Raw genomic sequence first — 12,733 nt, forward strand, 5'->3', positions numbered from 1 at the left:
CCATCCGGCAGGAGAGGAATCCGTGCTCCCCTACACCACCGGCAGCCGACCGTCCGAGGCGGCGATCGAAGTCCGCGGCCTGCGCAAGCTGTTCGGGACGACGACCGCCCTGGACGGCGTCGACCTGACCGTCGCACCCGGCACCGTCTGCGGTCTGCTCGGCCCCAACGGAGCGGGCAAGACCACCCTGGTACGGATCCTGGCGACGCTGTCGCTGCCGAACGGCGGGCACGCCCGGGTGGCCGGGCTGGATGTCACCCGCGACCCCGCCCGGGTACGCGCCGCCATCTCGCTGACCGGCCAGTACGCCTCGGTGGACGAGCTGATCACCGGCCGCGAGAACCTGGAGATGTTCGCCCGGCTGCACCGGATGCGCGGTCCCGCCGTCCGGCGTCGCGCCGAGGAACTCCTGGAGCGGTTCGGCCTCCAGGACGCCGCCGGGCGCGCCGTTCGCACGTACTCCGGCGGCATGCGCCGCAAACTGGACCTCGCCGTGAGCCTGGTGGTCCCCCCTGCGGTGATCTTCCTCGACGAGCCGACGACCGGCCTCGACCCGCAGAGCCGGTACGGACTCTGGGACAGCGTGCGCGAGCTCGTCCGGGGCGGCACCACCATCCTGCTCACCTCCCAGTACCTGGACGAGGCCGACCACCTCTCCGACCGGATCGCCGTACTCGGCAACCCGGACGGCACCGGGGGCCGGGTGATCGCCGAGGGCACCTCCTCAGCCCTCAAGTCCTCGCTCGGGCGCGGGTACATCGACCTCACCGTGCGCCATGCCGATCAGCTGGCACGCGCCGCCGAGGCCCTGGTCCGCACAGCCGCCGGGCCGGTCGAGGTCCACCACGAGCTGCGCAGGGTCACCCTGGCCGCCGGTCGCTCCACCGGTCCCGGCACCGCCGTGCTCACCGCCGCGCTGAGTGAACTGGAGGCCTCGGGCGTCGCGGTGGAGGATCTCGCGCTGCGCCGTCCGACGCTGGACGAGGTGTTCATCAGCCTGATGGCCGCACCCGGCACCACCGAGAAGGCCGCGTGAACCACCGACCGACCATTCAAGAGGCACCGGCGACGACCAGCGGAGACGGGGCACCGCCCGCTCGTACGCGCCGGACCGAGCCCCTGCTCGCAAAGCTGCGTTGGGGCGCCGGTGACGCGGCGACCATCACCCGCCGCTACCTGATCCATCTGCGCGCCGCCCCCGAGCGAGCGGTCATGGCCCTGCTGCTCCCGCTCGTCTTCACCCTGCTGTTCGTCTACGTGCTCGGCAGCAACATGCGCGTCCCGGAAGGCGACTCGTACGTCGACTTCCTGATCCCTGGGATGCTGGCCCAGATGACGGTCTTCGGCATCGCGGCGAGCGCCTCGGCCGTCGCCGACGACCGGGACAAGGGGATCACCGACCGACTCCGCTCCCTGCCGATGAGCAGGACCGGGGTACCCGTCGGGCAGTCGTTGGCCGAGAGCTTCGGCGGCCTGATCACCCTCCTGGTCATGGCGGGTTGCGGGCTCCTGGTCGGCTGGCGTCCGGGCGCGTCCGTGACACATGTCGTGGCGGGGCTCGCCCTGCTGCTGTTCGCCCGGTACGCATTCAGTTGGCTCGGCATGTGGCTCGGCCTGGTCCTTCCGTCCCGGTCGGCCACGGACCTCATCGGCATGCTGACCTTCCCGCTGACGATGGTCTCCAACATCTTCGTGCCGTCCGATGGTCTGCCGGCGGGCCTGCGCCTGGCCGCCGAGTGGAACCCCGTGAGCGCGGTGGTGTCCGCGGTTCGGGAACTCTTCGGCAACCCCGTCGGCACGTCCGCCGACGCGGCGTGGCCGATCGTGCACCCGGTGGCCGCGACGCTCGGGTGGTCGTTCCTCCTGCTCGCCGTCTTCGGTCCCCTCGCCGTGTCGGCCTACCGCTCGCCGAAGCACTGACCACTGGAGAGATGTCATGAAAGCCCTTGTTCTGGCGGGTGGTTCGGGCACGCGGCTGCGGCCCATCACCAACACCTCCGCCAAGCAGCTCGTCCCCATCGCCAACAAACCCGTCCTCTACTACGGGCTGGAAGCGATAGCCGACGCCGGGATCAAGGACGTCGGCGTCATCGTCGGTGAGACGGCCGCCGAGATCGAGCGCGCCGTCGGTGACGGTTCCGCCTTCGGGCTGAAGGTGACCTACATAGCGCAGCCCCAGCCGCTGGGGCTCGCCCATGCGGTGCTCATCGCCGGCGAGTTCCTGGAGGACGACGACTTCCTCCTCTACCTCGGTGACAACTTCATCCTGGGCGGGATCACCTCGCTCGTCGACGAGTTCCGCGCGAACCGCCCGGACGTGCAGCTGATGCTGACCCGGGTCGCGAATCCCGGCGCCTACGGCGTCGCCACCCTCACAGACACGGGCAGGGTTGCTGCCCTGGAGGAGAAGCCGGAGCGGCCCCATAGCGACCTGGCGGTCGTCGGCGCGTACCTCTTCACGCAGGCCGTCCACGAGGCGGTCCGCGCCATCGCTCCCTCGGAACGGGGCGAGCTGGAGATCACCGACGCCCTCCAGTGGATGCTCGACCAGGGCCGGGACGTGCGGCCGACGGTGATCACCGGCTACTGGAAGGACACGGGCAACGTCACGGACATGCTTGAGGCGAACCGGTGCGTGCTCGAGGTCCTGGAGCCGGCCGTGGAAGGCACCGTCAGCGCCGACAGCGAACTGATCGGCAGGGTCAGGGTGTGCGCGGGCGCCGAAGTCCGCGGTTCGCGCATCGTCGGCCCCGCCCTCATCGGCGCGGGGTCGTCCGTCGTCGACTCCTACGTGGGCCCGTCGACCTCGATCGCCGAGCACTGCCGGATCACGGACAGCGAGATCGAGTTCTCGATCGTCCTGGACCACGCCTCCATCACCGGCGTCCGCCGGATCGACGCGTCACTCATCGGCTGTCACGTCGAGGTCGCCCCGGCGCCCCGCGTACCGATGTCGCACCGCTTCGTCCTGGGCGACCACAGCAAGATACGGATCTCCTCATGAGCAGCGGGCACTTCCTCATCACGGGCGCCGCCGGGTTCATCGGCTCGCACTTCGTCGACGACCTGCTGGGCCCCGGATCACCGCCGGACCTCGCGGTCACCGTCCTGGACGCGCTCACCTACGCGGGCGATCCCGCGCACCTCGCCCCGCTCTCCGGCGACCCCCGACTCCGGTTCGTCCGGGGGGATATCACCGACGCCCCGCTCATCCGCTCCCTGATGGAGCCCGGATGCGTAGTGGTCAACTTCGCCGCCGAGAGCCACGTGGACCGCTCCATCGCGGACTCAGGAGCCTTCGTCCGCACCAATGTCACGGGGGTGCACGTGCTCCTCGACGCGGCGCTCGCCGCAGGGGCCGGTTGCTTCCTCCAGGTCTCCACCGACGAGGTATACGGATCCATCGACCAGGGTGCGTGGACCGAGGAATCGCCCCTCTCCCCGAACTCCCCCTACGCGGCCACCAAGGCCTCCGCCGACCTGCTGGCGCTCTCGTACGCCCGGACCCACGGCCTCGACGTGCGGATCACGCGCTGCAGCAACAACTACGGCCCGCGCCAGCACCCGGAGAAGCTGATCCCGCTGTTCGTCACCACCCTGCTGGCGGGCGGAACGGTGCCGCTGTACGGCGACGGCGGGAACGTGCGCGACTGGCTGCACGTCTCCGACCACTGCCGTGGCATCCGGCTCGTGCTGGATCGCGGCCACGCCGGCGAGGTGTACAACATCGGGGGCGGCACCGGGCTGACCAACCGCGAGCTGACCGGGATGCTCCTGGACGCCTGCGGGGCCAACTGGACGGCGGTCCGCACCGTCGAGGACCGCAAGGGACACGACCGCCGCTACTGCGTCGACGACGGAAAGCTGCGGCGCCTGGGATACCGGCCCCTGGTCCCCCTCGCGGAAGGCCTGGCCGAGACCGTCGGCTGGTACGCGGCCGCGCCCGCCCACCGCTGACGACACGGCACATGCGCCGACGGTCCACTCCCTCCACCACTCAGTCACCGCAGCCGGGCTCCGCGTTCAGGGCTCGCAGTTCCAGAAGGATTCTCCGTGCGCGTCCTGTTCGCCGTCTTCCCTGCGACATCCCACACCCTCCCCGTCATACCGCTCGCCTGGGCGCTGCAGAACGCGGGGCACGAGGTCCGGATCGTCACCCACCCCGACAGCACGGGGCCGGTGACGCGGGCGGGGCTCGCCGCCGTGCCCGTCGGCGGATCGACGGATCTTCGCGAACTCGCCGACTTCAGGCACAACCCCGCTTTGCTCGGCCACGCCGGCGGGGACCTTTCCGTCGCCTCCCCTGACTGCCCCGACTGGGGTCCGAAGTGGTTCCGGATGACACGCGTCTTCGCCGGTATGCGCCCCCTGCTGGAGGAGCTCACCGGGATCGCCGTGCGCTGGCGCCCCGATCTGGTCCTGTGGGACCCCTTCTGTCTCCCGGCCGCCGTCGCGGCCCGGCTGAGCGGAGCCGCGCACGCCAGGGTGCTGTGGGGCCGCGACAACGTCGCCTGGCTCCGGCAGCGGTCCCTGCGGTACCTGGCACAAGCCCAGGGCGGGAGCTGGCCGGACCCCCTGGAGGAGGTCATGCAGCAGCTGCTCGAACCGTACGGGCTGACCTACGAGGAGGAACTACTCCTCGGCCAGTGGACGATCGACCCCCTGCCCCCCGGAGTCCGGCTGCCCGCTCCGGACGTCCGGTACGAGAGCATGCGGTGGGCGACGTACAGCGGAGGCGGCCGCGTACCCGACTGGCTGCACTCGAAGCCCGTCCGCCCGCGCGTCTGCCTGGCATGGGAAACCGGTGAGCCGGGTGCGCTGCCGCAGCCGGGAGCCGGAGCATCCCTCTCCGAGGTACTCGCTTCCCTCGCGGAACTCGACGTGGAGCTGGTCTCGACGGGCGACCCCGCGGCGCCGGGCTCCGACGTACCGGGCCGGGTACGCCTGCTGGACCGGCTTCCGCTCAACCAGCTGCTCCCGGGCTGCTCCGCGATCGTTCACCGGGGCGGCAGCGCGGTGTTCTCCGCCGCGGCACACGGCGTACCCCAACTGGTGGTCCCCACGCCGTTCTGGGACGAGGAAGGGACCGCCGGGTACCTCGAGCACAGGAACGCGGGACGCGTGCTGGACCGCGCCCGGTGTGATCCCACGACCCTGCGCGACGCGCTGTCGGCCCTGCTGGCGGACCACCGCATCCACCAGCGGGCCGGGTTCCTGCGCGACGAACTCGCGCTGCTGCCGGGGCCCTCCGAGCTGGTCCCCGTGCTGGAGCGGCTGACCAGCCTCCACCAGCGGATCTGAGGCGGGGGACCCCACTCCAGTCGTAGTCCGGCCCCACCCGCGGGCCCGTGGCGGAGACAAGAAAGCAGTCCCGGGACGGACGACCGCACACCGGGATCGCTGACACGATCGACCTCACGATTCGACGCGGGCACGACCTTCACGACCAGCCGAACGCGGAGCCCTCCACCATGCACAGCACCATCGCGGCCATGTATCCGCGGATGAGAACCGGGATCTTCTTCACCCCCACCACCGAAGGTGACGGTGTCCTCCTAACCAACGGCAGTGAGGTCGTCTCCTTCCTGGGCGCCTCCACTTACGCCTGGCTGGACAGACTCTCCCCGCACCTCGACGGCTCGCACAGCGTGGCCGATCTGACGGCCAGCCTGCCGCCCGCGCCCCGGCAGATGGTGGAGAAACTCGTCGGCGCCCTTCACGAGGCCGGTCTGGTCCGTGACGTGAGCCAGGACCGGGCCCATTCCCTCACCGCGGACGAACTGGAGCTCTACGCCACCGAGATCGCGTTCGTCGAGGCCTTCCACACCTCCCCCGCCCTTCGCTTCCAGCGCTATCGCGAGACCCGGGTCGCGGTCATCGGGTCGGGCGCAGTCTTCGCCGCGGCCGTCGAGGGCGCACTGCTGACGGGAGTCGCCCGGCTGTCCGCGCGGCCCACCCCCGAGCGGGGCTCCGAGGACCGTGTACGGGAGCGCCTCGTCGAACTCACCGTCGAGGCGGGGCGGCGCGATCCCGGTCAGCGGCTGGAGACCGCGGCGCTCGATCCGGCCGATCCGGTGGCGCTGCGCGACGCGGTCGAGGCCGCCGATCTGGTCCTCTACGCGGCTGACCGCACCGACCCCGGCGCGCTGCGCGCACTCGACGGGATCTGTGCCGACCTCGGGCGGACCCTCATCCCCGTCACCCTGTACCGGGACGAGGCGTGGGTGGGGCCGACGTGTGCCGCGGACCGGCCGGAGACGCGGTGGGAGAGCCTATGGCTCCGGCTGGGCGAGCGGCCCGAAGCCGAACGGGACCGGCCCCGGTTCCTCACCGGCCCGGTGCCCGGCATCGTCGCCAACCACCTGATCTTCCGCGCGTTCGAGCACCTCACTGGAGGCGCGGACGCGTCCGCGCCGGACGAGGACGGCCCCGGCCGGGCGTCGGGCACCGTACGCCTCGATCTGGAGACCCTCCAGACCTCGGCCCACGAACTGGCACCGCATCCGCTGGTGCGCCGGGGCGACCGGAGCACCGACGGGCGACGGATCCGGGAACTCGCCGACGGAGCGGCCGTGGATGCGTCCGAACTCGCCGCGCGCGTCGTCCCCCTGACCGACGACCGGCTCGGCATCCTCGGCCCCGTGTCGGAGGCGCACCTCGAACAGTTCCCGCTGCGCGTGGTCCGCCTCGCAGTGACGGATCCGCACCGGCCGGGAACGCCGTTCACCGTATGGGGCGCCGGATCCGATTTCCCTCGGTCCCAGGACGCCGCCCTGCGCCACGGGCTCGCCGCCCATGCCGTCCGCTCCGCCGCCGCGACGACGCTCACCGACGGCGTGACCGGCGTCCGCCTCGTGGACGGCGCCAACCTAACGGTGCCGGCGGCGCAGGTCTTCGTCCCGGCAGGCGACGCCGAGGCCGGCGTCCTTCCGGTCGGTACGGCCGGGGCGGCTACCTGGGCAGCCGCTGTCGAACAGGGCCTGCTCGACCACGTCCTGCGCGGCGCGCCCGCCGGGGCTGCCCGGAAGTCGGCGGACCGCCGAACCACGGCACAGCTCGATCTGACCGCCGGGTCACAGCGGTTCCTGGAGCTGCTCGCGGCATCGGGCAAGGCCCTCACCGCGTACGCCGTGGACGCACCCGCAGGAGTGCACCTGTACGCCTTCCAGCTCGGCGCCGACCCGGCAGCCCTTGTCGAGCACGGCGCAGGGTTCACGGCGGCCGAAGCCGTCGAGGCGGGGCTCGGCCGGCTCCTGCTGGCCTGGCAGGCCGACAACGCGGGGCAGCCCGAGTACGCGCCCGCTCCCGCGGTGAACCTGCGGACGTCTGCGGCCGACACACGCGCGGACGCGTTGCGCCACGCCCCGTTCGTCGAGGCCCTGCACACTGCCGGTGCCGTGGCGGTGGCGGTTCCGCTCGACGGCGACCCGGCCGTGCAAGCCGTACTTCCCTACCTGGTCAGGGTGGTGCTGCTCGATGCCTGAGGAGACTCGGAACCCCGTTCCCGCCCGTACGGTCGCCGTCGTCGGTGACGGCGGCTTGCTTGAGGCGGCCGTCACCCGGGCCGCGTCCCGCGGCTTCCGTGTGCTGCGCCCTGGAGACGCGGCGGACGCCGACGCACTGCGCTCCTGTGCGGCCGTCCTGGTCGCGAGTGACAGCGCGAGCACCGCCTGGCACCCCGACGTACGCGGCGCCGCTGAAACCGTCGGCATCCCCTGGATCCCGGTCGGCACCGACACGGACGCCATCCATGTGGGACCGGTGGCCGCGGGCATCGGGCAGGCCTGTCCGACCTGCGCGGACTGGCGCCGCCGTCTCGCGCGGGACCAAGCGGGGCACCACGAGACCCTCCGCGCCCGCCACGGCGCCGCGTTGGCGGCGCTGCCCTCCCGGCTCCGTACCCGCCCGGCCGCCGCCGTGGCCGCGGAACTCGCAGTCTCCCTGCTGGAATCCGCCCTGTCCGGGGTAGCTCCCCATGACACCGTGACCGGCACGGACGGCATGGCCGTCCGCCGTCCGGGCGACGTGTTCCTGCGGGTCGAGTTGGACTCACTCGCCACCAGTTCCCACCGCTACCTGCCCTACTCCCTCTGCGAGGACTGCGGAGGCCTGCCCGACGACGACGCCGGGCCAGCGCACATCGTTCCCGCCTCCCGTCCCAAGCCCGCGCCCGATGTCTTCCGCGTGCAGAACGTGGTGGCCCGCGAGCAGGAGCTGTACGACCTGTACGTCGACGGAACCGCCGGTGTGGTCCCCACGGTGAAGGACGAACGCGGCGGCCCCCTGCCACGTGCCATGGCCCCGCTGAGCTCGCTGCGCGGCAACAACTCCCAGAACGGCTGGGGCCGTACGACCGACTACCGGTCCTCCCGCATCACCGCCGTCCTGGAGGCCCTGGAGCGCTTCGGCGGCGAGGAGCCCCGCGGCCGTCGTACGTCGGTCACGGCCAGCCGCCGCGAGCTGGGTACGCGCGCCGTCGACCCGCGCGCCTTCGGCCTCTATCCGGACGAGCGCCACGAACTGCCGAACTTCCCCTACACCCGGTACGACGAGGATCTGGTGATGCCCTGGGTGTGGGGCTACTCGTTCGCCCGGGGCGAGGCGGTACTGGTGCCGGAGCGGTACGCCTACTACGCCGCCCACAGCCACGAGGATCCCCGGTTCGTGTACGAGATCTCCAACGGCTGCGCCATGGGCGGCTGTCTGGAGGAGGCCGTCCTGTGCGGTCTGCTGGAAGTCGCCGAACGGGACGCCTTCCTGATGACCTGGTACGGACAGATGCCCATCCCCCGGGTCGACCCCGCCAGCGCACGGGACCGCTCCATCCCGATGATGATCGAGCACCTGCGTCACCGGACCGGGTACGAGATCCAGCTCTACTCGGCCACGCTGGAGCAGGGCGTCCCGTGCTTCTGGGCGGTGGGGCTCGACACCCTCGGCGATCCGGGGAGGCCCCGGATCCTGTGCGCGGGCGGCTCCGCGCTCCAGCCCGAGAAGGCCGTGGTCAACGTCCTGCACGAGATGGGGCACCTGCTGGAGCACGCGAAGCTCTACGACTCCGCGGAGCAGGACCGCGCCGCCCGCATGGTGGCGGACCCGTCGCTGGTCAAGGTGATGGGCGACCACTCGGTGCTCTACAGCCACCGGGACGCGTTCGACCGGTTCGACTTCCTGTTGTCGGAGCGCGAGGCACGGCCGTTCGCCGACTTCGAGGAACAGTGGCGGTGGCCCGTCCACACCGATCTGCGGTCCGACCTGGACGAGATGGTGCGCCGCTACCTGGACCGCGGCCTGGACGTCCTCGTCGTCGACCAGACGACGCCGGAGCACCGGGCTGGCGGATTCGCCTGCGCGAAGGTGATGGTGCCCGGCACCCTGCCGATGACCTTCGGGCACCGGAACAGGCGTGTCGACGGGCTGCCGCGGCTCTTGAGCGTTCCGTACGAACTGGGGTACCGCGACCGGGTCCTGACTCCCGGGGACATCAATCCCCATCCCCACCCCTTCCCCTGAGGACTGCACGGATGACGGCCATCGAACAGCGGGACGGGCACACCGCGTCGCCAGGCGCCCGGTACTGGCACCGGTCCCTGCACGACTACGCCGCCATGACGGCGGGGGCTCCGGGGGGCCGCGAGGGCGGCCCCGGGGAGCCCGCGAGGTTCACCCGGTTCGGCGCGCTGCCGCGGTACCCGCTGCCGGCGCCCGTGGGGGAACTCGCCCCGCTCCCCGTGACCGCCCCGGACGCCGCCTTCCACTCGGCGCTGCTCCACTACTCCTGCGGTGTGCTGCGGACCGAGTTCGGTCCGACGGCCCGCTGGCCCTATCACCGGGCAACGCCCTCCGCCCGGTGCTTCGCCCCCGTCGAGACGTACCTCTGGACCCCCGGGCACGAGGGGCTCCCGGCCGGTGTCTACGCCTATGACCCGGCGCACCACGCGCTGGTGCCGGTGCGCTCCGGAGACCATCAGGCCGTCCTGAGCGGGGCATTGGGCGCGGACCTCGACGACGCCGTGGGGGCGCTGCTGCTCTCGACGGTCTTCTGGCGGACGGCCTTCCGCTACGGCGACTACGCCTACCGGCTGTGCGCGCAGGAGACCGGACTGGTCGCGGGGAACGTCATGATGGTCGCGGATGCCCTCGGCACGCAGGCGCACCTGCACCACCAGTTCCTCGACGGAACCCTGGAGCGGCTCGTCGGAGCCACCCGCCCGCAGGAGAGCATGGCCGCGGTCCTGCCCCTGTACCCCCGGCGGGACACGGGCCACAGGCCGGTCCTGCAAAGCGGAGCGGCGTATACGGAGAAGGCGCTGTCCGCTCTCCTCAAGCCCGCGGTCGGCCGGCCGGCGTCGCCCTCGACCGGGATCGGCACGCTGGTCGAGCTGACCGGGATCGACGCGGCTGCCCGGCTCACGGACACGGCGTCCTTCTCCCGGCTGCCCGCCGGTCCGGCTCCCGCACGGCGAACGGGCGATGCGGAGGCCCGTGCCGTCGATCTGGCGCACTGCCTGCGGCAGCGCACCTCGGGCAGCCCCGCCTTCAACCCGGCCCGCCGGCCTGTCCCCTTGGACGGGATCCGCCGCGTGCTCGGTCCGCTGTTCGACCCCTGGCCGTCCGATGCGGTGCCGGACGGCGCGGCGCCGCCCGTCACCGCCCATCTCTGGGCGGTCAACGTCAGCGGGCTCGCCGACGGAGTGCACTGGGTGGCACCGGGCGGACTCCACCGGCTCGGGTCCGCCGCCCCCCTCCTCGCCCGGGACATCGGCATGGAGGCGGCCAACGTCAACTACCGAGCCGTCGCGGCCGTGGTGTTCCTCTCGGCCCCGCGCGCGGTCGCCCAGGAAGTCTTCGGTGACCGGGCGTTCCGCGTCCTGCACCACGAGGCCGGAGCCGTCGCGCAGCGGCTGTGCGTACGGAGCGCCGCCGAGGGGCTCGCCGCCAGGATCCACAACGGCTACGCGGCGCGGACGTTGTCAGGCGTACTGGAGCTGCCGCCGGGGCACGAGCCGCTGTTCCAGATAGCGCTCGGCGTCCCTGGGCCCGACGAACGCTATCTGATGCCGGTCTCCCGGCTCTCGACGACCGCTCAGCGGCCCGGACACCCCGGCGGGCCCACCTCTGCCGCACCGGCACGGAACGAGGTACAGATCGCATGACCGCACACGCTCCGTCCGCCGGCGCGACGGCACTGGGATTCCTCGGCTCCGGCCATCAGCCACCGGACGCCCTGCCCGCGGCGGACCCGGCCCGTCTCCCGCCAGTCCACAAGCGCTACCCGTCCGCCCCCTGGGTGCCCCTCCCGTCCGGCGACGAGCCGTCGGTGGACGCCCTGCTCCCGCGCCTGTCCTGGCTGCTGCGGCAGACCGCCGGGCTCACCAGGATGCGCTGGATGAGCGGTCTCATGCCGCTCGGTCTGAGCGGCTCCGGTACGCCGCGGGACCGGCGGGTGCTGCTCTCCCCCGGCCGGACAGGGGCGGCGTCCGGCTCGCGCTACCCCGTGGAGGTCTACGTCGCGCACGGCGCGTCGGACGGTGTCCCGGCCGGGCTCGCCCACTACGACCCCGTGCACCACGTACTGGAACGCTTGCGGGACGGTGACGGCCGGGGCCGGCTGCTCGGCCTGCTGAGCACTCCGCCGGAGCGGGAGCCCGAGCTGGTACTGCTCCTGACAAGCGTGCTGTGGCGCAACGCGGCCAAGTACGGCGTGTTCGGCTATCGGTTGCAGAGCCTGGATGTCGGGGTCGTGGCCGCCCAGGCGGTGGCCGCCGCGGAGGCGACGGGGCTGATGGCCACCATCCACCTGCACTACGACGACACGGCCCTGGACGAGGTCCTCAGCCTGTCCCCCTTTGCCGAGAGCGTCTTCGCGGTGGTCACCCTGCACCGGGCGGAGGACCGGCCCGCACCCCGCGCGGAGCGGAACGCCCCGTGGTACGGCCCCGTACCCGAGGCCGTACCCGGCCCGGCATCGATCTCCGCGGTCCCCGAGATGGCGGAGGCGGCCGCCCTGCACTCCGCGATCCGCGCCGCGGCGCCCGGTTCCCGGGGGTGGCTCCCGGCGTGGTCACCGGAGGCCGGTGCGCTCCCGCACGCGCTGCCGACGGCGGACCTGAAGCTTGCCGACGGCTTCGCCGGACGGCGTACCGTCTACGGCTACCGGCCCGCTCCGGTGCCGGAGCACACGCTCGCGGCTCTGCTCGCCGCGGCCGCCGCGCCCCTCCCCACGGACACTCCGGACAGGGCGGACGCACTGGCCCTGCGGCTCGCCGGGGTGGTGCAGCGCGTCCACGCGGTGGCGACGGGCGCCCATGTCTACGACCCCGTCGGGCATGCGCTGATCCCCACCCGACCGGCGGAGGCCGTGCGGGCGATGATCGGCGCGGCCAAGAGCCCCATGCTGGCCGACGAGTGCCGCACCGCCACCGCGACCCTGGCGCCCTGCGGTGATCTGCGGGCGGGCATCGAGCGGTTCGGCGACCGCTGGTACCGGACGCAGAACATCGCGGCAGGAGCCCTCGCCCAGCGCGTCGCACTGGCTGCGGCCGCGGTCGGGCTGGAAAGCCACGTGCACTGCGACTTCGACCCGGACCGCGCCGCCTCGGCCCTCGGCCTCGGCCCTGGTCCCGGATCGCTCCAGCCGCTGGTGGTGGTGACCGTGGGGCCCCCGTCCCCGCAGCACTCGGACCCGCAGCTGCCGCTCCGGGACCGGGCATGAGAACCCCACCCGCACCCC

9 protein-coding genes are annotated in these 12,733 nt (G+C 72.5%); all 9 read left to right on the top strand.

Translation table 11 applies throughout. The features are described 5' to 3' along the window. Window positions 1-22 precede the first annotated feature (22 nt). The 9 genes from OG522_RS06625 to OG522_RS06665 all read left to right on the top strand — a co-directional run bounded on the left by OG522_RS06625 (window position 23) and on the right by OG522_RS06665 (window position 12,715). Window positions 23-1,036, top strand: coding sequence for an ATP-binding cassette domain-containing protein (locus OG522_RS06625; RefSeq protein WP_329462001.1), 1,014 nt, complete (start codon window positions 23-25; stop codon window positions 1,034-1,036). After that, the gene (locus OG522_RS06630) at window positions 1,033-1,920 is read left to right on the top strand and encodes an ABC transporter permease (RefSeq protein ID WP_329462002.1); all 888 of its coding nucleotides are present in this window, start codon (window positions 1,033-1,035) and stop codon (window positions 1,918-1,920) included. Before OG522_RS06625 ends, OG522_RS06630 begins: the two co-directional genes overlap by 4 nt. Window positions 1,921-1,936: 16 nt before the next feature. After that, the gene (locus OG522_RS06635; RefSeq protein WP_329462003.1) at window positions 1,937-3,004 is read left to right on the top strand and encodes a glucose-1-phosphate thymidylyltransferase; all 1,068 of its coding nucleotides are present in this window, start codon (window positions 1,937-1,939) and stop codon (window positions 3,002-3,004) included. Beyond that, window positions 3,001-3,957, top strand: coding sequence for a dTDP-glucose 4,6-dehydratase (gene rfbB / locus OG522_RS06640; RefSeq protein WP_329462004.1), 957 nt, complete (start codon window positions 3,001-3,003; stop codon window positions 3,955-3,957). Before OG522_RS06635 ends, rfbB begins: the two co-directional genes overlap by 4 nt. 96 nt (window positions 3,958-4,053) lie before the next feature. Continuing rightward, the gene (locus tag OG522_RS06645; protein WP_329462005.1) at window positions 4,054-5,301 is read left to right on the top strand and encodes a nucleotide disphospho-sugar-binding domain-containing protein; all 1,248 of its coding nucleotides are present in this window, start codon (window positions 4,054-4,056) and stop codon (window positions 5,299-5,301) included. 170 nt (window positions 5,302-5,471) lie between these two features. Beyond that, window positions 5,472-7,484, top strand: a complete 2,013-nt coding sequence (locus OG522_RS06650) for a hypothetical protein (RefSeq protein WP_329462006.1) — start codon at window positions 5,472-5,474, stop codon at window positions 7,482-7,484. Beyond that, window positions 7,477-9,513, top strand: a complete 2,037-nt coding sequence (locus tag OG522_RS06655) for a TOMM precursor leader peptide-binding protein (RefSeq protein WP_329462007.1) — start codon at window positions 7,477-7,479, stop codon at window positions 9,511-9,513. Before OG522_RS06650 ends, OG522_RS06655 begins: the two co-directional genes overlap by 8 nt. A gap of 11 nt (window positions 9,514-9,524) precedes the next feature. Next, entirely contained in the window at window positions 9,525-11,156 is a 1,632-nt protein-coding gene (locus OG522_RS06660) for a SagB family peptide dehydrogenase (protein WP_329462008.1), read from the top strand. Continuing rightward, the gene (locus OG522_RS06665; protein WP_329462009.1) at window positions 11,153-12,715 is read left to right on the top strand and encodes a SagB family peptide dehydrogenase; all 1,563 of its coding nucleotides are present in this window, start codon (window positions 11,153-11,155) and stop codon (window positions 12,713-12,715) included. Before OG522_RS06660 ends, OG522_RS06665 begins: the two co-directional genes overlap by 4 nt. The last annotated feature ends 18 nt before the right edge of the window (window positions 12,716-12,733 follow it).

The sequence above is a fragment of the Streptomyces sp. NBC_01431 genome (genome assembly GCF_036231355.1).
Lineage (GTDB): Bacteria > Actinomycetota > Actinomycetes > Streptomycetales > Streptomycetaceae > Streptomyces.

Excerpts from the sequence above, each read along its gene's own strand:
- OG522_RS06635 (WP_329462003.1), top strand. The coding sequence starts at position 1,937 with ATGAAAGCCCTTGTTCTGGCGGGTGGTTCGGGCACGCGGCTGCGGCCC.
- rfbB (WP_329462004.1), top strand. The coding sequence starts at position 3,001 with ATGAGCAGCGGGCACTTCCTCATCACGGGCGCCGCCGGGTTCATCGGC.
- OG522_RS06650 (WP_329462006.1), top strand. The coding sequence starts at position 5,472 with ATGCACAGCACCATCGCGGCCATGTATCCGCGGATGAGAACCGGGATC.
- OG522_RS06655 (WP_329462007.1), top strand. The coding sequence starts at position 7,477 with ATGCCTGAGGAGACTCGGAACCCCGTTCCCGCCCGTACGGTCGCCGTC.
- OG522_RS06660 (WP_329462008.1), top strand. The coding sequence starts at position 9,525 with ATGACGGCCATCGAACAGCGGGACGGGCACACCGCGTCGCCAGGCGCC.
- OG522_RS06665 (WP_329462009.1), top strand. The coding sequence starts at position 11,153 with ATGACCGCACACGCTCCGTCCGCCGGCGCGACGGCACTGGGATTCCTC.